This is a genomic window from Labrenzia sp. ATLA3, from assembly GCF_057180185.1.
On the sequence record NZ_JBXUKV010000003.1, the window covers coordinates 502,195 to 523,784 of the forward strand.

Genomic DNA, 21,590 nt, shown 5'->3' on the forward strand with positions numbered 1-21,590 from the left:
ATGAACAATCGCCTTCACCACAAAGACAATCTCATCCTGAGGAGCGCACGTGTGCGCGTCTCGAAGGATGGGCCAGATATTCAAACACCACCCTCAAAACAACTGACCCCGCCGAAGCGGGGTCATGAAGCTTTGTCTGGGAGGATCTAGTACCGCTTCAGCAGTCGTTCCAGATAATCCAGCTCGAGCTGTGGCCGGGACGGGTCGGAGAAGCGGCGGCGGAGCTCTTCGAGGATCCGGCGGGCCCGCTGCACGTCGATCTCGTCGGGGATGCGCACCCGGTTGTTGAAATCCGGACCTTCGGTACGCCGCGGACGGCCAAGCGGGTCTTCGTCCATCGGCGAGGGGCCGTTGGGCGACCCGGCACCTTCACCCTGGCCCATCATCTGCTCGGTCAGGCCCTGTGCGCCACGCCGCAGGGCATCAAGAGCATTTCCTTGCTCGCCGAGCGCCTGCTGGCCCTGACCTTCGCCAAGAGACTCCTGCGCCTCGCCCATGGATTCGCCAGCCTCGCCGAGCGCCTGGTTCTGGCCCACGCCATTCTGGCTCAGCTGGTCCATGAGTTCCTGAAGCTGCTGTGCCAGCTCACCCTGGCCCTCCTGCAACTGCTGCAGCATCTGCTCAAGCTGTTCCTGGGTCATCTGCTGGCCCTGGCCTTGCTGCTGCTCTCCGCGCTGCTGTTGCTGGCCCCGGCGCTGTTGCTGCTGGTCCTGATTGAACTTGTGGGTCTCGTCCATCAACTGCTGTTGCCGCTGGATCATCTCACCCAGCTCGTTGAGCATTTCCATCATTTCGCTGGACATGCTGTTGGGCATCATCTGTGGACGTCCGGCCTGCAGGTTTTCCAGCATCTGCTGCATTTGAGACAGCAGCTCGCGGGCTGCATCACGTGAACCGGTGCGCGCCAGTTCCTCGATGCGATCCAGCATGTCGGTCAGATCCTGCTCGCTCAAGGTCTGCTGGTTGCCGTCGAAGGGCTGCATGGCCTGCGGGTTCTGGCGCATCTGCTCGGCAAGCGCCTGCATAAATTCGTTCAACGCTTCGCGCAGTTGCTGGGTCAGTTTGGCGATTTCCTCATCGCTCGCCCCTTCCTCCAGCGCCTTGCGCAGGGCTTCCTGGGCGTCGCGCAGCTTGCGTTCAGCGGCCGACAGGTCTCCGTCCTCGATCGACAGGGCCAGATCCCACAGAAGAGGCAACAGGGCTTTCAGGTCTTCATCGGTCCTGGCATTCACAAGCGCCCCATAGGCAAAGCGCATGCCCAGGTAGTTGCGCGGCTTGAAGTCGAACATCTCCGGCGCCAGCATCAGGGAGTCGAACGCGATGATGACCTGGCTCTGGCTTTCGGCATCAAGCGCCAGGTTGCGGCGCTGTTCAACGACAGCGCGCGCCAGGGGCTTGCCGAAGCGGCGCTGGGGCAGAGTGATGCGATAGGCCGGCGACAGTCCTTCCTGACCAGCCTGATCACGCGCAAGCAGCGTCAGGTTGACCTCTGACCCTGCCCAGGGGTGTGACGTCAGATCCCGGATGGTTTCAGCCGTCTTGGCCGTTCCGGCGCGCGCCGGCAGCGACAATGGGAACTGGGGAGCATCCACAAGGGGTCGGGGCACCCGGTTGTTGTGATCCGGATCGGGCAGCGGTGCGATGCGCGCCTCGGCGGACACGACGCCATAGTCGTCATTGACCAGATAGGAAAACTTGAGCGCGCCGCTGAGCTGTTCTTCAGGGTCGTCCGTCAACCGGATACTCGGCGCATCGTCCGGCTTCACCGCAAAGACGTAGCTCAGGAGACGCTCTTCCCCGGTGTGCAACTCGACGATACCCGTGGTTTCCAGTTCAAGCCGGCGTTCAACCGGCAGAAGCGCCTTCAGGTCCGGGTCTTCCGTCTCTGTGCCAAGTTCGGGTTCGATCACCTGTGGCTCGGCGTCTTCCGCCCGGGCATAGGTCATCTTGAGATCGCGCGCGCCCTGGGTACGGACCACGAGTACGGAGCCTTCCGGCACCGAGATCGGCGCACCGGGATCACGCAACTGGGCACTTTCGCCCGTCAGATAAATCGGTGGTTCGCTGGTGTAGAGCGGCGGTGTGACCCAGGCATCAAGACGACTGGGCGGTTCCACGGTCTTGAACGGGTTCTGAAAAGCCGAGACCAGACGGCCGAAATGATCGCCACTGGCTGTCGAAAACCCGATTACAAGCACGCTGGCGGCCAGAACGCGAAGCGCCCATGGATCGCGGCGGAAGGCTTGTGGGTTCGGCGCCTTGGAGCGGATGGCGGCAACGGCTTCTGCCGTACGCCGCTGGTGCAGCGCCCAGATGGCCTGGCTTTCACGGTCGCGCGCGCCGACCGACAACTCGTCTTCCAGCGCGGTTAGCGGACGGTGGGTACGGCCGGAGGATTTCTCGACGCGGGCAAGCGCGTCCTCGCGGGTCGGCCAGGTCAGGTGGAAGAGATCACGCGCGGCCCAGATGACTCCGGCAGCAAAAACGAGAAGTCCGAGCGGTCCTGCCCAGGCGGGCAACACCAGCCACAGGCCAAGCCACGATACCCCGACGAACAGGCCGAGCACCACGAGCACCGGAAGCAGGGCACGCCATAGGCGTTCGATGAAGAGGGCACGGCGGCTCTGGCTCACCAGCTTGTCCAGCCGGGCCTGCGTCATGGCCCGCCAGCGATTGGCTTCGGGAGAAATCTGACGGTCTTGATCGGGGTCGCTGTCGCTCGCGCTCAATGGCACCTCCGGTTTTGCCCCCCGAACTGCCCGTTTCGCCGGAAACGCAGCCCGCTGGACCTGCACGCCTTATAGTAAGGTGAGGCATAGCGGGCTGTCCGGCAACCTGTCGGTTCAACTAATTGTCAGCCGATCTGTTCACGAACCCTTGAGCCAGTCCGGAATCCGGTCCAGGCCGAGCAGGTCTTCATAGCTTGTCCGCGGCCGGATAACGGCGAATTGGTCTGCATTTACGAGCACTTCGGGCACCAGCAGGCGCGTGTTGTAGGTGCAGGACTGAACCGCGCCATAAGCGCCAGCCGAATAGACCGCCAGCATTTCCCCAGCCTCTACACTGGGCATATCCCGGTTCTGGGCCAGAAAATCACCGGTTTCACACACCGGACCGACAATATCGGCCTTGATTCGGTCTGTTTCTTCCGTCGGTTCACGCACCGGGCGCACCTCGTGATAGGCTTCGTAGAGCGTCGGCCGGATCAGATCGTTCATGGCAGCATCGACAATAACGAATTTCTTGTCGGCACCATCCTTTACGTAAATGACTTCGGTCACCAGGATACCGGCATTGCCTGCGATCATGCGGCCCGGCTCGAACATGACCGTGCAATCCAGCTCGCGTACATGCTTCTTCACCACCTCGGCGTAGGCATCGGGATGCGGCGGCGGATTGTTGTCGGTGATATAGGGAATGCCCAGACCACCGCCGAGATCGACATGATCAATCGTATGGCCCTGCGAGCGCAGATCCGTGATCAGCTCACCCAGGCGCGCGAACGCATTGTCGAAAGGCTCCAGCTCCGTGATCTGCGAGCCGATGTGCATGTCGATACCGGTCACCTTGATGCCGGGCAGAGCCGCGGCCTCCGCATAAACCTCCCGGGCGCGCTGCCAGGGAATGCCGAACTTGTTCTCGGCCTTGCCGGTCGCAATCTTGGCGTGGGTCTTGGCATCGACATCCGGGTTGATGCGCATGGACACCCGCGCGGTCTTGCCCATTTCGCTGGCCACCCTGGAAAGCTGGCGCAATTCGGGTTCGGACTCGACGTTGAAGCACAGGATGTCTTCCTGCAGCGCATAGGCTTGTTCGGCCTCGGTCTTGCCGACACCGGAAAAGACGATCTTCGACGCCGGCACGCCAGCGGCCCGCGCACGGCGCAATTCGCCTTCCGAGACCACGTCCATACCGGCCCCCAGCTGCGCAAGCGTCTTCAGGACAGCCTGGTTGGAATTTGCCTTCATCGCATAGCAGACCAGCGACGAGATATCGCTGAAAGCGGAGGCAAACACCTGGTAGTGACGGGTCAGCGTCGCCGTGGAGTAGCAATAGAACGGTGTACCGACTTCACGCGCGATCGTTTCGATCGCCACGTCTTCGGCAAACAATTCGCCATTCTTGTAATCGAAGTGATGCAAGGGAGGGCCCTCATGCGGCTGGATCAGGTTCGATGGCCGGTGGCGTAACCTGACCGTGCGATAGCTGATCGGCATTGAAACAACGGAGCCCCCGGGTGCTCGGCACATCCGGCTTGGCTCCAGAGCGCAGCTGGTTGTCCCGCTGCGCCTGTGGTTTATTGGATCAGAAAATCCAGGAAAAAGGACTTGTCGCTTTCCGGTGCCTCGGGCTGAACCGGAGCTGCAACGGCTGGATCAGCAACGGTATCCGCCTGCTGAACAGGGGTCCGCGGATCGCTCAGCCCGCCCTTGCGGCCGCACCCTGCCAGGGTCACGCTCAGGCAAAGACCGACCAGAGCCAGGGTTTTGAACCGCATTGTCATCACCATTATGCCTTTTTGGATCGACTCCCCCGCGCGCTGGCGGACACGGGAGTTTTTACAAAGTCACACGCTGATCTTTCTCCTCGCATGACACGGCGCATTCGGCAAGACCAGTTCGCGCCGTGCCCTGTCGGGAGAGGGGGCCTTCAGCCGGCCGTCAGGCCTTGGCCAGGTCCTTCAGCCAGCGGCGCGCCTGCTTGCGCACATTCACCGGCGATGTACCGCCATAGCTGGTGCGGCTGCGCACGGATTTGTCGACAGACAGCACCTGGAAGATCTCGTTGGTGATCTTCGGCTCCACCGCCTGCATCTCTTCCAGAGAGACCTTGTGAAGCTCGACGCCCTTCTCCACGGCAATTGCCACAATGCGGCCGGTTACGTGATGGGCATCGCGGAAAGGCAGGCCGAGAACGCGCACCAGCCAGTCGGCCAGATCCGTCGCGGTCGAATAGCCCGAGCCTGCGGCTTTTTTCAGGGCCTTGGTGACGGGTTCCAGATCGCCGATCATGCCGGTCATGGCTGCAAGAGCCAGGGAAACGCTGGCCAGACCATCGAAAGCCTGTTCCTTGTCTTCCTGCATGTCCTTGGAATAGGCCAGCGGCAAACCCTTCATCATCACCAGAAGCGCCTGCAGCGAACCGTAGATACGGCCCGACTTGGCACGCACCAGCTCTGCCGCATCCGGGTTTTTCTTCTGCGGCATGATCGAGGAGCCCGTCGAGAACTTGTCGGACAGTTTGACGAAGCCGAACTGTGCCGAGCACCAGATGACGATTTCTTCGGCAAGGCGCGACAGATGCATGGCCGTAAGCGAGGCTGTTGCCAGCGCCTCGATGACGAAATCACGGTCGGACACGGCATCGAGCGAATTTGCCGCAGGCCGGTCGAAACCCAGCGCCTTGGCAGTCATGTGCCGGTCGATCGGGAAGGACGTGCCGGCCAGCGCGGCTGCCCCAAGGGGGCATTCGTTCATACGCTTGCGGGCGTCGCGCACGCGGCTGCGATCACGGCCGAACATTTCGACATAGGCCAGCATGTGGTGGCCAAAGGTCACCGGCTGGGCGGACTGCAAGTGCGTGAAACCGGGCATGACGTCTGCGGCATGGGTTTCCGCCTTTTCCGCAAGCACCTGCATCAGCTCACCGAGCTGATCATCCAGTGTGTCGAGCGTGTCGCGCACCCACAGACGAAAATCCGTCGCCACCTGGTCGTTGCGCGAGCGTGCGGTGTGCAGGCGCCCGGCCGCCGGACCGATGAGCTCGGCAAGGCGCGCTTCGATGTTCATGTGAATGTCTTCAAGCGCACGGGAGAACTTGAACTCGCCGCTTTCGATCTCTGACAGGATTGTGTCTAGACCTTGAACAATCTTGTCGGCATCGTCCCGCGTCACGATGTCTTTTTCCGCCAGCATGCGCACATGGGCTTTCGAGCCGTCGATGTCCTGCTTATATAGCTTACGGTCGAAGTCGATGGAGGCGTTGATCTCCTCCATGATGGCGTCCGGTCCCTCAGCGAACCGGCCTCCCCACATGCGATTGCTCATGTCCTGTCCCTTAGAAGGCGCCCCCTTGCGGGGTGTGAACGAATGACAAAGCCAACCGAACCAGCAAAAACCAACAGACGCGGCATTGTTGCCGCCGGGCTTGCGGGCGCAGTGGCCGCCGTAGCGGCTCTATACGTGATCGCTGGACCGAATGGCAACATCGCCGGAGCGCAAAGCTGTTCGGCGGCACTCGATTTGGCAGCCGCGGCCAAGCCTTTTGCCACGGGTGAGGTCGCCGCCTTCCTGCCGGCAAGCCAGCCGCTGGACCTTCAGCACCTCACCTTCAAGGGCCCGGACGACCAGCAGATGGCGCTTTCGGATTTCGGCGACAAGACCATTCTCCTCAACCTTTGGGCAACCTGGTGCGCGCCGTGCCGGAAGGAAATGCCGGCGCTGGACGCGCTTCAGGCGGAAATGGGTGACGAAACGTTCGAGGTGGTTGCGGTCAATCTCGACCGGGGCGGACCGGAAAAGCCGAAGGCCTTTCTCGAAGAGGTGGGCGTCAAAAATCTGAACTTCTATCAGGACAGCTCGAACGATCTTCTGAAGGATCTGCGCAAGGTTGCCCGGGCAACCGGATTGCCAACAACCATTCTGGTAAGTCCGAAGGGCTGCGAGATCGGCACGATGTACGGCCCGGCCGAATGGGCCTCAGGTGAGGCCAAGGCGCTTATCAATAACGCGAGGGCGGCCCCGGACGCCTGACGTCCGGCTGCCGCCACAATTGAGGGGGGTTGGGGAAAGTCGCGGAACCGCTAGACGCGATCAGACGCTGATATCGACCGCGTTGCCCAGACCCGGAATACGGCGAGACTCGCGCCGGTCTTCTTCCTGCGTCGCCTGAGCCTGCTCCAGCCGTTCGGCAACCTGCCGCTCCTGCTGGTTCTGGTCTTTTACTGCATTGGCAGCAAGTTCGCTGCGCACATTTGCAGCGCTGTAGGCGGCCGAGGAAGAGGAACTGTCGATAGCACTCGGCATGATGGGTTACTCCTTCGCCGTGGTGATGGGGCTTGTCCGTAGCCGAAGTTCGCCCGTCATCCTGACATTCGGGTGCTTCAGCTTTTTGTTCGTTCGTCTTGTGCTTCCAGATGACCCATTCAGGTCACGCGTCGCATCAGGCCAGGATGTTGACCTTTACGCCGACGCCGTTTTCCAGCTGGCGCGTTTCGGCGCGATCTTCGAGTTGTTCAGCCTGCTGGCTCAAGAACTCTGCCCGGCTGGTGCTGAAGCTCGCCTGGCGCTGTGCAATCTCGGCAGCCGCTTCGGAGCGCTTCGTCTTGAACGCTTCGGCTTGCTCTGCAACCTGGTTCGCACGCGCATTGGACGTGTTCGGCTGAAACGCCGGAGATGATCCATATCCTATTGCATCTGGCATGGTCGCTCCAATCCTTGGATACGATTTCAAAGTCTACCTTGCATGAAATAGCTGAATTCAAAGGTAAATTTCCAAAAGAACTCGTACAGTTGCTAACTATTTTGCTGATTTAATCAGAACAATTTACTTAAAACTTTACGTAATTCAAAATAACTATATGAAGGATCGAGACTTTCCGTAGCAACTTTGGAAAGACGATTTTCCGGCGCTGTTCGAAAAAAGAGTCTTCGCAGACAAACGAAAACGGCCCGCGTGGAGCAATTCCGCACGGGCCGTTAAGAAAATCGGAAAGGAAAAGATCAGGCGCTGACGTCCACCTGGCCGCCAAGACCGGGAGGGGGTGCGGCCTGCTGAGCCTGAAGATTGTCGGCACCCTGCTGCAGCAGCGCCACCAGATTGGCATCCTGCTGCGCGGCCATCTTCATCATCTTCGACTGAAGCGCCTGGGCTGTCTGTGCCTGTTGCTGGGCCACGAAAGTGGTGGCTATTCCAACACTGTCCATCATTAACTCCTGAGGTTGTGGCCAACCTAACCCCCTACCCTTAAGCAGGTATTAACAATGCCTCAGTCTCCCTTGCGCAGAACACTGCGCCGAACCTTGCCGGACGGTGTGCGAGGCAATTGCTCGAGCACCTTGTAAACCTTGGGACGCTTGTATTCCGCCAGGTTTTCCGCCGCGAATGCGGCCAGGCGGTCGATATCCAGTTGACCGGGCAGGGCTGGCACCACAAAGGCGGTTATCAGGCTGACGCCCTCGCGCGCAGGCACAGCCGTCACGGCCACTTCCTGCACCTGCGGATCGGCGGCAAGCACCCGCTCCACTTCTTCCGGTGCGACCCTGTAGCCGAAGGCGTTCATCAGATCATCGGCGCGGCCTTCATACCAGAAATAGCCGTCTTCATCCCTCCGCGCCCGGTCGCCGGTCAGGAACCAGTCGCCTCTGAACGCGGCCGCTGTTTCGGCGGCACGGTTCCAATACCCCAGCATCAGGCCTGGTTCGTCCCTGTGAACCGCCAGTAGCCCCGTCTCGGCCCCGAACATCGGCTCCGGGGTGTCTTCCACCTCGCTGAGGATGGCAACCTTCCGGCCCGCCTGAGGCTTTCCCGGCGAGCCGGGTTTGACCGGAACGCTTGGACTGCTGGAGAGATAGGTCGAGATCTCGCTCATGCCGAGCGCTTCATAGAGTTCCCGCCCGGTGCGCTCCCTCCACGCGTGGTAGAGGCTTGCCGGAAGGGCTTCCCCGGCTGTCAGTCCGTGGCGCAGTTCGGGAAAGGAAGCCGGGGCAACCGCGCCATACTTCAGGATGCGCCGATAGAGGCTGGGCACAGCAGCAAAAAGCGTTGCGCGTGTCTCGGCGATCAGGTCCGGCCAGAGATCAGGCTCCCGAGGCCCGTCATAAACCACGCTGGTGGCACCGTTCGCCCAGGGGTCCATCAATCCGGCGCCGAGCGTATAGGTCCAGTTGAACGCGCCGGCGTGCAGCAGCCGATCGGACGCGCCGATGCCATACCAGCCGGCATACATGGGCCTGCGCGCACTCGCAGCGCGCTGCGCATGCAGCACGCCCTTCGGCGTGCCGCTTGTGCCGGAGGTATAGACAAGAAACGCCGGGTCGTCTGCCCGGGTTTCCGCGAAATCTCCAGGCTTTGCCTGTTTCAGTCCGGCTAACGCCTCGGGCCCCAGAAACGTGGCACTGCCTGCCGCTGGCAACACGGTATGCCCGTCGTGCAGCACCATCCGGGCACCACTGTCGGCAAGGATCGCCTCTGCTTCAGACGCGGTCAGCTGGGAAGACGTCGGGATCGGCACGAAACCACCCGCAATCGCCCCGAAGAAGGCCAGAGGAAAATCGCTGGAATGGCCGATCCTGAGGAGAATGCGGTCGCCGGGCACAAGATTCGTCGCACGCAGACCCGTGGCCACCGAAAGAACGGTGCGCGTCAGCGTGCGATAACTCCATGTTTCCAGAAGAGTGCCACCCGGCCCAACCAGTTCCAGCGCCGTCTTGCCCGGATCCGGGGCGGCGCTGGTCAGGCAATAGCGGGCTAGGTTCATCTGGCTCTGGTGCTTCTGCGGTGTCCGGGCAACCGTTTACCGGGTCGGGACCGGATGTTCGCCGCGGTAGTCATAGAAGCCGCGCTGAGCCTTGCGGCCAAGCCACCCTGCTTCAACATATTTCACAAGCAGCGGGCACGGACGGTACTTGGTGTCGGCCAGGCCTTCGTAAAGCACCTGCATGATCGACAGGCAGGTGTCGAGGCCGATGAAATCCGCAAGCTGCAGCGGGCCCATCGGATGGTTGGCGCCAAGACGCATGGCCTTGTCGATTGAATCAACCGAACCGACGCCTTCATAAAGCGTATAGATCGCTTCGTTGATCATCGGCAGCAGAATACGGTTGACCATGAAGGCCGGGAAATCCTCAGCCACGGCAATCTGCTTGCCAAGACGCACGCAGAAGGCTTTCGACGCTTCGAAGGTCTCGTCTTCCGTGGCAATGCCGCGCACCAGTTCGACCAGCTCCATGATCGGAACCGGGTTCATGAAATGAATGCCGATGAAACGCTCCGGACGGTCGGTCGAAGCGGCAAGGCGCGTGATCGAGATCGACGAGGTGTTGGTCGCCAGGATCGCTTCCGGCTTCAGGATCGGGCAGAGCTGCGAAAAGATCTTGCGTTTGACCTGCTCGTTCTCGACGGCGGATTCGATCACCAGATCGACATCGCGCAAAAGATCGAGATCTTCAGCCGGTTTGATACGCTCCAGCGCTGCATCGCGCTCTTCCTCGGTGATCAACGACTTGGATACCTGGCGTGCCAGATTGCCATTGATCGAAGCCAGGCCGGATTCGATGCGCTCCATGGAGAGATCGCTCAATCCCACGTCGAAGCCCGCTAGTGCACAAACATGGGCTATTCCGCTGCCCATCTGACCAGCGCCGATTACGCCGACTTTCTTGATTTCGACTGCCATCCTGAAAATCCGATCTTTATAAAACATCCCGTTTGGACGGGTTGCGGCTATTTTTGGCAAGTCTTGCGCCGAACAGCAAGAACCCCGGAGCGAAAACTGTCATTCACTCCGGGGTCCGTGATCAATTTGCCGCAGGTATTACTCGACGGCAGCCTTCAATTCCGGCAGGACATCGAACAGATCGGCGACGAGGCCATAATCCGCGACCTGGAAGATCGGGGCTTCCTCATCCTTGTTGATCGCGACGATCACTTTGGAATCCTTCATGCCGGCGAGGTGCTGGATAGCGCCAGAGATGCCGCAGGCAATGTAAAGATCCGGTGCAACCACCTTGCCGGTCTGGCCAACCTGCCAGTCGTTCGGGGCATAACCCGCGTCGACGGCGGCGCGCGATGCACCAACCGCTGCACCAAGCGCATCTGCCACCGGCATGATGACTTCCTGGAACTTCTCGGAAGACCCGAGTGCACGGCCACCGGAAATGATGATCTTCGCAGATGTCAGTTCCGGACGGTCGGACTTGGACAGTTCCTCGCCCACGAATTCCGACAGACCCGACCCATCGGCGCCTGCAACGGTCTCGACAGGGGCGGAACCACCTGCTTCCGCTGCCGCGAACGTGGACGTCCGCACGGTGATCACCTTCTTGGGATCGCCGGACTTAACGGTCTGGATCGCATTGCCCGCGTAGATCGGACGCTCGAAGGTTTCGGCGTCGATGACGGCGGTCACGTCGGAGATCTGCATCACATCCAAAAGCGCCGCAACGCGCGGCAGGGTGTTCTTGCCGTTGGCGGTCGACGGAGCAACGATGGCGTCGTAGTCGCCTGCAAGGCCGACGATCAGATCCGCTGTCGGTTCGGCCAGCTGGTGCTCCAGCGCGTCGCTTTCGGCCACCAGGACCTTGGCAACGCCGGAAAGCTTGGATGCAGCGTCGGCAACGCTCTGAACGCCTTTGCCGGCGACCAGGACGTGGACGTCTGCTCCCAGAGCGACAGCGGCCGTCAGGGCCTTCGCCGTGGCATCGTTCAGTTCACCACCGGCATGTTCGGCCACAAGAAGTGTTGTCATGTTTTATCCTCCTGCGACGGGTCTTAAAGGACGCCGGCTTCGTTCTTGAGTTTGTCGACCAGCTCGGAAACCGAACCGACCTTGATACCAGCCTGGCGCGATGCCGGCTCGGCGGTGCTGACAACAGTCAGACGCGGCGCGGTGTCGACGCCGAAATCAGCCGGGGTCTTCTCGTCGATCGGCTTCTTCTTCGCCTTCATGATGTTCGGCAGAGAGGCATAGCGCGGTTCGTTGAGGCGCAGGTCCGTCGTCACGATGGCCGGCAGCTTCAGCTTGACGGTCTGCAGGCCGCCGTCGACTTCACGGGTGACATCGACAGTGCCGTCGCCCAGATCGACCTTGGAGGCAAAGGTGCCCTGGCTCCAGCCGAGGAGGGCTGCCAGCATCTGGCCGGTCTGGTTGCAGTCATCGTCAATCGCCTGCTTGCCAAGGATCACGAGACCGGGCTCTTCGGCTTCGACAATGGCTTTCAGGATCTTCGCGACCGCCAGCGGTTCGGTGGTGTCGTCGGTCTTCACCAGAATGCCGCGGTCGGCGCCCATGGCAAGGCCGGTGCGCAGCGTTTCGGTGGCCTGCTGCGGCCCGACGGAAACGACGATCACTTCGCTCGCCTTGCCTGCTTCCTTCAACCGCAGAGCTTCTTCGACGGAGATTTCATCAAAGGGGTTCATGGACATCTTGACGTTGGCAAGATCGACGCCAGAACCATCCGCCTTCACACGGACCTTCACGTTGTAATCGATGACCCGTTTTACGGGTACGAGGATCTTCATTTGGTCTCAACCTCTTGCTGGGCCGGCTTTCACCGCACCGCATTTTCCGGCTCCCTGCCATCTTAACCTCAGGTAACAAACGGCAGAATTGAGCCAATCGTGGCGCATGGCGGGGGACGGTACTGACCGACACGGCGGCTGTCAATTGCCGTAAATAGTCTAAAGCGGCAAATTGCCGGGCCTGGAAAAACATGCGTCGCAATGTGGATAGTTCGGCAACGCAGCAAAGCGGGGAAAATCAGGGCCTCAGGCGTAAAACAAAACCGCGCGTCCCGTTGCCGGAAACGCGCGATGAGCTGTCGAATTTCTTTGACCGGCCTCCACTCAGATGCCGGGGGTCTCCGGCGAGAAATTGTCCGAGACCGGTTCGGCGAAAACCGTCACCCAGGTACCGCTCTCGTCCCGACAGGCCGTTCCGCGAATGGAAAGATCGAGCTTGCTGAAGGTCGTCTGCCGAAGGTACTGGCGACACCAGTGCCCGCTTTTGCTGCGGTAGGTCTTGATCGGCGTCAGAACCTCCGTCCAGTTGCCTTCCTGACCCACCAACACGGGCTCGCCGCTGACCTTTGTCTCCAGCGCTTCCTGAACGGTCTGCGCCAGAAGGACCCGCTCGGTCTCCATGTGTGCGGCAAGAGAAGACACGGCATTGTCCATTCGCGTCTGCATCCAGTAGGTGGTGAAGGCGAATGTGCCGGCCACCATCACCAGCGCCGCCGCAATCTGGACCAGAACGCCTGTCCAGGAACCGTGCACGGGGTGACGCACAAGCCCTTGGCGTTTGTCGAATTCCCTGTCGATGAGTGCCTCGAACCGGGCCATTGATTCGTCCGGCACCGGCGCGGAAACGGCATTCTGCAGCAGCGTGTTGTCTTTCGACATCTGCTCCAGAAGCTCTTGTCCGCCGTCAGTCTCCTCGATCCGGCGAAGCAGCGCCGCACGCTCATCTTCCGGACCTTCCGCATCCAGGATCTTGCCGATATCCTTGGCGAGCAGGACCTGTTCGCGCTTTTCATCAAAAGTCATCACATACCCCCTGGCATGCTGCGCAGCCTGACCCCTTGCGGGGCATCGTTCGTCTCCAGCAACTCACGCAGCTTCAGCCGTGCGCGAGCAAGCCGGCTGGTTACCGTTCCGATCGGAACACCGAGTTCATCCGCTACATCCTTGTAGCTTCTGCCCTCTACGGCGATCTTCAGAAGAACCTCACGGTTGTCTTCCTCCAGTTCGCCGATGAAATCCTGCACCTTCTGAAGTTCAAGGCTGCTTGCGGCGGCTTTCGCGCCATCGTAGCTTTCCTCGAAATCCAGCATGGCAAGATCAAACAATCTGGCCCGGTTTGCGGTGTCGCGAACCGTATTGAAGTAAAGGTTCTGCAAAATCCGGTACATCCAGCTATCTAGCCGGGTTGCCGGATCGAACTGTTCAAGCGAGCGGATCGCGCGTTCACATGTCATCTGCACCAGATCGTCTGCCTGATCCGGATTCCGGCACAGCCTTAAAGCAAAACTCCTCAGCTTCGGGAGCAGACGGATCATCTCCGTCTTTAAGGTATCTTCAGGCAAGGAGTTCTCCGCAAACCGCTCTCAAGGAGACAACACCTGAGCAGATCTTTTGATCCCGGCTTTTTTTAGACTATCTTCGGGAAGAACGAAGATTGCCCGGGTGTTATGCATGCGAAGGTCGTAAACCGCTCTCAACGACCGCAATAGGCCTCAGACTACAAGTTGAAACAGTTGCCGATGAAACGTGCCCGTCAGTCTACATTGCAAGACCGCCTCTCTGCGATGTTTCGCATGCTGCCGGGTGCTGCAGCTGCGGCGATGGTGTTCTCTTCTGTCTACTTCAATCCCTTGATCGACATGAAGGACAGCATTGCCGCGGCCGCAGATACGCGTGGTGAGCGCAGCAGCCGCAGCGAACGGTCAAGCCAGACTGAGCGTAGCGAAAGCCGGGATCAGCCAGAAAGAAGCGGCGGCGACAGTTCCGGCGGCGGAAGCGAGTCGAGCAGCGGTGGCGACAGTTCCGGTGGTGGCGGCGAGTCGAGCAGCGGCGGCGGCAGTTCCAGTGGTGGAGGCGAGTCGAGCAGCGGCGGCGGCAGTTCCGGCGGCGGTGGCGGGTCAAGCAGCGGCGGTGGCAGTTCCGGTGGCGGTAGTTCCGGCGGCGGCGGAAGCACAAGCTCCGGAGGAAGCAGCTCAGGCAGCAGCAGCTCCGGTGGCAGCAGTTCAAGCAGCAGCAATTCGGGCAATAACAATTCGGGCGGAAGAAGCAACGGCTCCTCTTCCTCCGGCGGATCTTCGTTCAACCCTGCGGAGGCGAGCGACCCTACCTCATTGAGCCGCTCTTCCCGCCGCATTGCCACACAAAAGCCCAGTTCTGGCGGTTTTCTAGGTAGCATCTTTGGCGGAAGCCAGTTTCGTGGTGACAGTGAGCCTTCAGGTGGGTCCCTCAGCAGGCGGGAGGAACGGGAGGCAATCTCGAACGGCTGGCAATAGATCCAAGAGGCGGGGTCGAACTTGATTTGTTTTGGAGGCAGCGTCCCGAGAGGGACGATTTTTCTGTTTTTGGTCGCAAATATCCTGGCCGGCTGTTCTGTGGTGTCGCCACAAGGCGCAAATGATCCTCTCCAGGTATCGACACGAACATCAACAGGCAAACCAGCACCCAAATTGATGGCATCCGACAAATACCGCGCGGAAAGGACCCTTCAGGCCGCACTGGAGAAGTCGGTTTCCGGCAATGTTCGAAGCTGGAAAAATCCGTCAAGCGGCGCAAGTGGCACGGTCACCCCCCTCAAGACCTGGAAAAACACTTCCGGGGACTTCTGCCGGTCGTACCGGGAACGGATCAAACTGGCTGACGGCAAGACCATCAGCCGCCGGGGCGTCGCCTGCCGCACTGGCAAGGCGGTCTGGAAGTCAGCGTAGCCGTCAAGTTTCAGCCAGTACAACTGTCTTGTTTCAGCCGCGCTCCGGATGCCTTGAGCAGACGACCCTAGACAACAGGCCTGTCGAACAGGGGAACACCTTTGCGCCGGAAAAACACGATCAGCAACGCTCCGGCCGCCATGCCGCCGATGTGGGCGATCCAGGCAACTTCGCTGCCGGATGCTATCGCCGCGTTGACGATCTGATAGACGATCCATCCACCAAGCAACCAGATCGCGGACAGGCGCAAGGGTATTCGGCCGAGTGCCAGAACCCAGACCTTCACGCGGGGGTGCAGCATCAGATAGGCGGCGACCACGCCTGAAACGGCGCCGGACGCCCCAATCAGCGGCACGTCCGAATTCACATCGAGAAAGGCATAGGCAAGCCCGCCGGCGATGGCGCTCAAGAGATAGAACCCGAGATATCTCAGGTGTCCTACCGCATCCTCGATATTGTCGCCGAACACCCACAGGAACAGCATGTTCCCGATAAGATGCATGAAGCTGCCGTGCAGAAACGCATAGGTGACCACCGACATCCAGTCCGGCAGCACCTGCAACTCCGGCGACAGGTCCCGGATATCGAACAGAACAACCGGTATCAAGCCGAAGGAATAGGAAGAGGCCGCCACGGCCTGCTGCGAGCCTGCTCCCTGATAAAACAGGAAGATCAGGATATTGGCCGCAATCAGGCTGAGGTTCACATAGGGGCGGGGAACATGCACCAGCCGGTTTTGATCGTGCAGGGGAAGGAACATTCAGCGCCACACCTCCGGCAAGGGGAACCAACCTAGCGGTTCTTCCCGGGCACCCACAGAACGTCCTGCTCACCCTTGTTGTTCAGGTGACGCGAAGCGACGAAGAAATAGTCCGACAGGCGGTTCATGTAGCGCACGGCGGCCGGATTGACCTGTTCGCGCGCCGCCAGATCCACCATCAATCGTTCCGCCCGCCGCGAGACGGTGCGCGCGAGATGCAGATGAGCGGCTGCCGGACTGCCCCCGGGCAGCACGAAGGAACGCAACGGTTTGAGCTCGGCATTGAGAACGTCAATCGCCTCTTCAATTGCCGTAACCTGGGCATCGGTCATCCGAAGCGGTTCATATCCGAGATCCTCGCCCGTTTCCGGCGTCGCAAGATCGGCCCCGAGGTCGAACAGATCGTTCTGAATCCTGCCAAGCACCTGATCGACGTCCGGAGCTGCCTGCCCGGTGTGAAGGCGGATCAGACCCACCACGGAATTCGTCTCGTCAACGGTGCCGTAAGCCTCGATCCTGAGATCGCTTTTCAGGCGCCGCTCACCTGACCCGAGCGCCGTCGTGCCATCGTCGCCCGTCTTCGTGTAGATCTTGTTCAGAACAACCATTGTGCCCTTGTTCCTCCAGAATGATCCGGTCGTTTTGGCTTGGGGTGTGGACCCGTGAATGAAGATGAAATGGTTTGAGGCGGATGGGACTACGCCCTAGTGGCCGCTTCCGAAAAAGTAGAGCCCGCCCATCACCAGCACAATCACCAGGAACTGAAGGCCGACACGCCAGCGCATCAGCATCTGCGAACGGTTGGCCGGTCCCCGGCGGAACATGTTCCAGATGCCAAGCAGCAGCACCAGGGCAACTGCGGCCATACCGACCGGGATGAGAATATTAATCAGATCTGCCATTTCGTGTTCCTTGTTTCACCGCTGTCCGGCGCAGTCACCGGTCGGCAGGCAGCTATTCCTCGCCGTCTGCGGCCCTGATGCAGATCCAGTCAAGCAGACTGACCGGCAGCACCCGTCTGGCCACCGCCATGAAGGTGGTCGGAATTGTGACATGATAGCGCGCCTTGGGCCGTTTTGCTTCCACCGCATGCACCAGCCGCTTGACCACGGCTTCCGGCTGCAGCTTGAACGGACCGGGTTCACCTGCCTCCATCCGGATACGACGCTTTTCATAGGTCTTACGATGATGTGACGCCTGCAGACCATCCTCGCCGATCCAGCGATCAAAATTCGCCAGTGCGTTTTGCGTGAACCTTGTGTCGATGGGTCCCGGCTCGATCAGGCTGACATGGACACCCGTCCCCTTCAGCTCCTGCCGAAGCGTGTCTGAATAGCCTTCCAGCGCGAATTTGGACGCCGTGTAGGCGCCGCGGTACTTGAGTGCCACGAGGCCCAGCACGGACGAGCATTGAACGATCCGTCCAAACCTGTTGGCGCGCATGGCAGGCACCAATCGGCGCGTGAGATCGTGCCAGCCAATGAAATTTGCCTCGAAAAGCGACCTCATCGCCTCCGTCGGCACATCTTCCAATGCTCCGGGAACCGCGTAGGCACCATTGTTGAACACCGCGCTCAAGGCGCCGTCCGTCCGTTGCAGAACCTCGTTGGCGGTCGCCTCGATGCTGCCGGCATCTTCATAGTCCAGGCGGAAGGTTTCGAAACCGAGGTCGCTCAGACGGTCGATGTCGTCCTGCCGCCGGGCCGTCGCAAAGACCCGCCAGTTGCGGCCGCGCAAGATATGGGCCGCGCAAAGGCCAATGCCGGAGGAACACCCCGTAATCAATATCGACCGGTAGGTGGGAATACTCTCCGGATTGGCAATCATCAAACGGAAATCCTGCGGAGTGGAAAACGATCCGAGCTCACACCTATCAGATAGGTTCACCGGAAAGCAATTTCGGCACCGGCCCGGCAAAGCCGGCGGCTTCCTTGATGAACTGCGTTTTCAGGCTCGGCATCCTGTCGACAAGGCCAAGTCCGAAATCACGCATGGCGCGCAACACATCATTGTCATTGGAAAACAGGCGATTGAGCACGTCGGTGACAACGCCCATCTGGAACGTGTCGAATCGGCGCCAGCGCTGATAGCGTTCCAGAACATCGAACGCACCGAGGTCCTGCCCAAGACGCCGCGCATTGACCAGCACCTCGGCCAACGCAGCAACATCCTTGAAGCCAAGATTGAGGCCCTGGCCCGCAATCGGATGAATGCCGTGCGCGGCATCTCCGATCAGGGCGAAGCGCGGCTTGACGAAATCACGCGCCAGCTTCAACCCCAGCGGATAGGCACGGCGCGGACCGGCCAGTTCCAGCGTACCGAGGTGATGACCGAAGCGGCGCTCCAACTCCAGTTCGAAGGTGAAATCGTCCGACCGGACCAGCCGGTCGGCGTCCACTGTCTTTTCCGTCCAGACCAGCGACGACCGGTTGCCCGGCAGGGGCAGGATGGCGAACGGCCCTGCGGGCAGGAAATGTTCTTCCGCCCGGCCGTTGTGCGGCCGTTCATGCTTGACCGTGGTGACGATACCCGACTGGCCATAGTCCCAGTTGACCGTGCGAATTCCGGCTAGGTCGCGCAGGCGGGAGCGTACACCGTCAGCCGCAACAAGGAGGCGGGTTTTCAAAAGTGCGCCGTCTTCCAGTGTCAGTTCGACGTGGTCGGGATGACTGCGGAAGGACTCCGCGGTGCCCGGCGCAAAAAAGGAAACACCAAGCGCCTTTGCGGCCTTGTAGAGCGCCGGCATCATCACGCCGTTCGGCATCATGTGAGCGAAGGGCTCGCCCTCCGTCGCCTCACCGCCAAAGGTCAGAAACACCGGCCGAACCGCGTCGCGGAGCTTGCTGTCGGTGACGATCATTTCGTTGATCGGCTGAGCCTCGTCTGCAATCTTCTGCCAGATGCCGAGCTGTGACAGCATACGCGAGGCCGCCGCCGCAATGGCCGAAGCGCGCGGATCCTTGTGCAGATCCGCCATCGGCTTCGGATCGACGACGGCACATGTCAGGCTGGCGTCGCCCTGCTTCAACGCCACGGCCAACGACAGGCCGACATAACCGCCACCTGCGATCACGACATCGAACATGTCCGGGACGCTTTTTTTCCTCGCCATCGTCTTCTTCTCCTTGCCTTCGGTTTCCCCAAAGGCATCTTGACTTTAACGTCAACTGCCGGTCCAAGAGTGCGGAGCGGGCCTGCTTCAGCCCGCAGCAAATCACCTGCCGTCTATCTAACAGGGATCGCGCCGATGAACACGGCTATTGATACACTTCTTGAGATACTTGACCTGGAACCACTGGAACGCAACCTGTTCCGTGGTCGCAGCCCGCAGGTCGGATGGCAGCGCGTTTTCGGTGGACAGGTGATCGGACAGGCACTGGTTGCGGCGTCGCGCACAGTGGTGGAAGACCGGCACGTTCACTCACTTCACGGCTACTTCCTGAGGCCCGGCGACCCGGCGGTGCCGATAATCTATGAAGTCGACCGCATTCGCGACGGCGGCAGCTTCACCACGCGGCGCGTTGTCGCGATCCAGCATGGCGAAGCGATCTTTTCCATGTCAGCGTCCTTCCAGGTCCGGGAAGAGGGGTTGGAGCACCAGATCGACATGCCGGATGTCACGGCACCGGAAGACCTGCCGAGCGAGCTGGAACTGAAGGAAAAATTCCTGTCGATGGCTCCGGAAAACATCCGCCGCTATTGGGAGCGCGAACGGCCGATCGAGATGCGCCCGGTCGATATGACGCACTACTTCAGCAAGAAGCCGCTGCCACCCCAGCAATATGTCTGGGTGCGGGCGAGCGGCGCGCTGCCAGACGACGAGCGCATGCATCAGTGCGTGCTCGCCTATGCCTCCGACATGACCCTCCTGGATACCTCGCTGTTTCCGCATGGCACGTCCGTCTTCAGCCCGAAGATCCAGGCGGCCAGCCTCGACCATGCCATGTGGTTCCACCGTCCGTTCCGAGCGGATGAATGGCTGCTCTACGCCACCGACAGCACCTCATCCTCCGGCTCGCGCGGCATGAACCGCGGATCTCTGTTCACCAGAGACGGCACCCTGATCGCCTCGACCGCCCAGGAAGGCCTGATCCGCCTGCGCAAGAAGGATTGAGTTTCCGGGGCGATGATGCAGTCGCCGCTCGCTGCCGCTCAAAACCCTGAAGCCTCATCCTGAGGAGGGCCATCAGGCCCGTCTCGAAGGATGGGCCACTTGCTCCTGTGGGTGCCGCCCATCCTTCGAGACGCCGCTTCGCGGCTCCTCAGGATGAGGGATCCCTTTGGAAGTGGGTCGGCGTACCGCGGGTCTACGACCTATCTGACCGGACTGGTGAAACCTGACACAGCCAACGGATTGTCGGTCAGGGCCTGATGATCCGGCGTGTCGGGCAGGAAAGCGCCCGAGAAAGCCTCGAACATGCGCCGCACGAAACCCTCCGGCAGATCCTTGGTGATGAACACCATGCGGGTTCGCCGGTCCTGATCGGGCCAGGCTTCAAGCGTCGCGGGTGGATGGAAGACGTGCTGGACGCCGTGGATCACCACGGGCCGGTCCGGATCTTCGGCCAATTGCACGATGCCCTTGACCCGAAGCAGCTTCGGGCCGTGCGCCGAACGCAGCAGATCAAGAAACATTTCCAGCGCGGACGCCGGAACCGGACGGTCGGTCGACAGGGTGAAGGCCCGGATGGCATCGCTGTGCCGGTTCACATCATGGGCATGATCATGATGGTGACCGTGGTGATCCCCGTGCGAATGGCCATGCGCGTGATCATGGCCGTGATGGTGATCATGCGGCTGGTCTTCGTAGGCTTCCGCGTTCAGCCAGGCAGCCACGTCCGGGATCTTGCTCTTGGGATCGTAGAGGCCAGCGTTGAAAAGATTCTCCACCGTTGCATCATCTGCCTGCGCCTCCAGCCGGCGGGCGCCCGGATTGAGTTGCTGCAAGCGCTGCTTGAGCGCTTCGAAGGAGGCTTGTGCCTCATCGCCTTGAAGCAGATCGGTCTTGGTGAACACCAGGCGGTCGGCGACGGCTGCCTGCTTGCGGGCTTCTTCGTGATTGTCGAGCGTCGACAGGCCGTTGACCGCATCCACCAGCGTGATCACGCTGTCGAGCCGGTAGCGCATCACCAGATAGGGATGCAGCATCACCGTGTGCAGGATCGGCGCAGGGTCCGCCAGACCCGTCGTCTCGATGATCACCCGGTTGAGCCTGTCCATGCGGCCATTGTCCAGCCGGCGCAGGAGATTTTCCAGCGTGGTGACCAGATCTCCGCGAATGGTGCAGCACAGGCAACCGGAGGCAAGCTCCACGATGCCGTCGCCGGCCTGATCGACAAACAGATGATCCAGCCCGATTTCGCCGAATTCGTTGATGATGACCGCCGTGTCCGCCATCGACGGATCTTTCAGGATCCGGTTGAGGAGCGTCGTCTTGCCCGATCCCAGAAAGCCCGTCAGGACGGACAGGGGAATGGGGGGCTTAGGACCCTTGGGCTTTTGTCCTTCGGAAACCGGTGTCGGCGAGGCCATGGTTTGTCTCCAGATGCAATCGCCGTTCCTGGATCGGACCCGGCGGCCTTTCCGCAGACACATAGGCAGAAAGGCGGGTCAGCGCAAATGCTGGTCCCGCCACGTCGGTGTGTTTACTTGAAATTTTGTCCGGT

The 21,590-nt window shown here is 60.7% G+C and carries 23 protein-coding genes; 3 read left to right on the forward strand and 20 right to left on the reverse strand.

Annotated elements, in window-relative coordinates; genetic code table 11:
• Positions 1-146 precede the first annotated feature (146 nt).
• From AC2A6O_RS10275 to argH, 4 genes are all read right to left on the reverse strand, one after another.
• Positions 147-2,729 carry a TIGR02302 family protein gene (locus tag AC2A6O_RS10275; RefSeq protein WP_498926764.1) on the reverse strand — a complete coding sequence of 861 codons (2,583 nt, stop codon included), beginning with the start codon at positions 2,727-2,729 and terminating at the stop codon, positions 147-149.
• 138 nt (positions 2,730-2,867) lie between these two features.
• Positions 2,868-4,142, reverse strand: coding sequence for a diaminopimelate decarboxylase (gene lysA, locus AC2A6O_RS10280; protein WP_148583464.1), 1,275 nt, complete (start codon positions 4,140-4,142; stop codon positions 2,868-2,870).
• Between the two features lie 155 nt (positions 4,143-4,297).
• Entirely contained in the window at positions 4,298-4,498 is a 201-nt protein-coding gene (locus AC2A6O_RS10285) for a lipoprotein (RefSeq protein ID WP_205513909.1), read from the reverse strand.
• A 163-nt stretch (positions 4,499-4,661) separates the two neighbouring features.
• Complete coding sequence (gene argH, locus AC2A6O_RS10290; RefSeq protein WP_498926766.1) at positions 4,662-6,047, reverse strand: argininosuccinate lyase; 1,386 nt, start codon at positions 6,045-6,047, stop codon at positions 4,662-4,664.
• A 42-nt stretch (positions 6,048-6,089) separates the two neighbouring features.
• Here argH and tlpA point away from each other — a divergent pair, with 42 nt between their 5' ends.
• Positions 6,090-6,752: a thiol:disulfide interchange protein TlpA gene (tlpA, locus tag AC2A6O_RS10295; protein WP_498926768.1), complete on the forward strand. Its 663-nt coding sequence runs from the start codon at positions 6,090-6,092 to the stop codon at positions 6,750-6,752.
• 60 nt (positions 6,753-6,812) lie between these two features.
• Here the strand turns inward: tlpA and AC2A6O_RS10300 are convergent, their stop codons facing one another.
• The 10 genes from AC2A6O_RS10300 to AC2A6O_RS10345 all read right to left on the reverse strand — a co-directional run bounded on the left by AC2A6O_RS10300 (position 6,813) and on the right by AC2A6O_RS10345 (position 14,923).
• Positions 6,813-7,025, reverse strand: coding sequence for a hypothetical protein (locus AC2A6O_RS10300; RefSeq protein ID WP_148583389.1), 213 nt, complete (start codon positions 7,023-7,025; stop codon positions 6,813-6,815).
• A gap of 136 nt (positions 7,026-7,161) precedes the next feature.
• Positions 7,162-7,422 carry a hypothetical protein gene (locus tag AC2A6O_RS10305; RefSeq protein WP_148583388.1) on the reverse strand — a complete coding sequence of 87 codons (261 nt, stop codon included), beginning with the start codon at positions 7,420-7,422 and terminating at the stop codon, positions 7,162-7,164.
• A gap of 299 nt (positions 7,423-7,721) precedes the next feature.
• On the reverse strand, positions 7,722-7,925 hold the full coding sequence (locus AC2A6O_RS10310; protein WP_209001002.1) for a hypothetical protein: 204 nt from the start codon (positions 7,923-7,925) through the stop codon (positions 7,722-7,724).
• A 62-nt stretch (positions 7,926-7,987) separates the two neighbouring features.
• Positions 7,988-9,478: an acetate--CoA ligase gene (locus tag AC2A6O_RS10315; RefSeq protein ID WP_498926772.1), complete on the reverse strand. Its 1,491-nt coding sequence runs from the start codon at positions 9,476-9,478 to the stop codon at positions 7,988-7,990.
• Positions 9,479-9,514: 36 nt separating this feature from the next.
• Positions 9,515-10,396: a 3-hydroxybutyryl-CoA dehydrogenase gene (locus AC2A6O_RS10320; protein WP_148583385.1), complete on the reverse strand. Its 882-nt coding sequence runs from the start codon at positions 10,394-10,396 to the stop codon at positions 9,515-9,517.
• Positions 10,397-10,534: 138 nt separating this feature from the next.
• Positions 10,535-11,467, reverse strand: coding sequence for an electron transfer flavoprotein subunit alpha/FixB family protein (locus AC2A6O_RS10325; protein ID WP_148583384.1), 933 nt, complete (start codon positions 11,465-11,467; stop codon positions 10,535-10,537).
• Positions 11,468-11,490: 23 nt separating this feature from the next.
• Complete coding sequence (locus AC2A6O_RS10330) at positions 11,491-12,240, reverse strand: electron transfer flavoprotein subunit beta/FixA family protein (protein WP_148583383.1); 750 nt, start codon at positions 12,238-12,240, stop codon at positions 11,491-11,493.
• A 324-nt stretch (positions 12,241-12,564) separates the two neighbouring features.
• Positions 12,565-13,263 (reverse strand): hypothetical protein, encoded by a 699-nt coding sequence (locus AC2A6O_RS10335; protein ID WP_148583382.1) that lies wholly within the window; start codon positions 13,261-13,263, stop codon positions 12,565-12,567.
• Positions 13,263-13,802, reverse strand: coding sequence for an RNA polymerase sigma factor (locus tag AC2A6O_RS10340; RefSeq protein ID WP_498926775.1), 540 nt, complete (start codon positions 13,800-13,802; stop codon positions 13,263-13,265). The genes AC2A6O_RS10335 and AC2A6O_RS10340 overlap by 1 nt, the downstream gene beginning before the upstream one ends.
• Before the next feature lie 392 nt (positions 13,803-14,194).
• Entirely contained in the window at positions 14,195-14,923 is a 729-nt protein-coding gene (locus AC2A6O_RS10345) for a hypothetical protein (RefSeq protein ID WP_498926777.1), read from the reverse strand.
• Here AC2A6O_RS10345 and AC2A6O_RS10350 point away from each other — a divergent pair.
• Positions 14,910-15,164, forward strand: a complete 255-nt coding sequence (locus tag AC2A6O_RS10350; protein WP_498926779.1) for an RT0821/Lpp0805 family surface protein — start codon at positions 14,910-14,912, stop codon at positions 15,162-15,164. The genes AC2A6O_RS10345 and AC2A6O_RS10350 overlap by 14 nt on opposite strands.
• A 67-nt stretch (positions 15,165-15,231) precedes the next feature.
• Here AC2A6O_RS10350 and AC2A6O_RS10355 read toward each other — a convergent pair whose 3' ends face one another.
• The 5 genes from AC2A6O_RS10355 to AC2A6O_RS10375 form a co-directional block, all read right to left on the reverse strand.
• On the reverse strand, positions 15,232-15,924 hold the full coding sequence (locus AC2A6O_RS10355) for a rhomboid family intramembrane serine protease (RefSeq protein WP_148583378.1): 693 nt from the start codon (positions 15,922-15,924) through the stop codon (positions 15,232-15,234).
• A 32-nt stretch (positions 15,925-15,956) separates the two neighbouring features.
• Positions 15,957-16,532, reverse strand: a complete 576-nt coding sequence (locus AC2A6O_RS10360) for a cob(I)yrinic acid a,c-diamide adenosyltransferase (RefSeq protein ID WP_498926781.1) — start codon at positions 16,530-16,532, stop codon at positions 15,957-15,959.
• Between the two features lie 96 nt (positions 16,533-16,628).
• Entirely contained in the window at positions 16,629-16,826 is a 198-nt protein-coding gene (locus tag AC2A6O_RS10365; RefSeq protein WP_148583376.1) for a twin transmembrane helix small protein, read from the reverse strand.
• 52 nt (positions 16,827-16,878) lie between these two features.
• Complete coding sequence (locus AC2A6O_RS10370; RefSeq protein ID WP_498926784.1) at positions 16,879-17,751, reverse strand: SDR family NAD(P)-dependent oxidoreductase; 873 nt, start codon at positions 17,749-17,751, stop codon at positions 16,879-16,881.
• 46 nt (positions 17,752-17,797) lie between these two features.
• Entirely contained in the window at positions 17,798-19,036 is a 1,239-nt protein-coding gene (locus tag AC2A6O_RS10375) for a ubiquinone biosynthesis hydroxylase (protein WP_498926786.1), read from the reverse strand.
• A 135-nt stretch (positions 19,037-19,171) separates the two neighbouring features.
• Here AC2A6O_RS10375 and tesB point away from each other — a divergent pair, with 135 nt between their 5' ends.
• A complete protein-coding gene (gene tesB, locus AC2A6O_RS10380) occupies positions 19,172-20,038 on the forward strand; it encodes an acyl-CoA thioesterase II (protein WP_498926788.1) in 867 nt (288 codons plus the stop codon).
• A 200-nt stretch (positions 20,039-20,238) separates the two neighbouring features.
• On the opposite strand, the gene AC2A6O_RS10385 is transcribed toward tesB, so the two are convergent.
• Complete coding sequence (locus AC2A6O_RS10385; protein WP_498926790.1) at positions 20,239-21,456, reverse strand: CobW family GTP-binding protein; 1,218 nt, start codon at positions 21,454-21,456, stop codon at positions 20,239-20,241.
• Positions 21,457-21,590 lie beyond the last annotated feature (134 nt).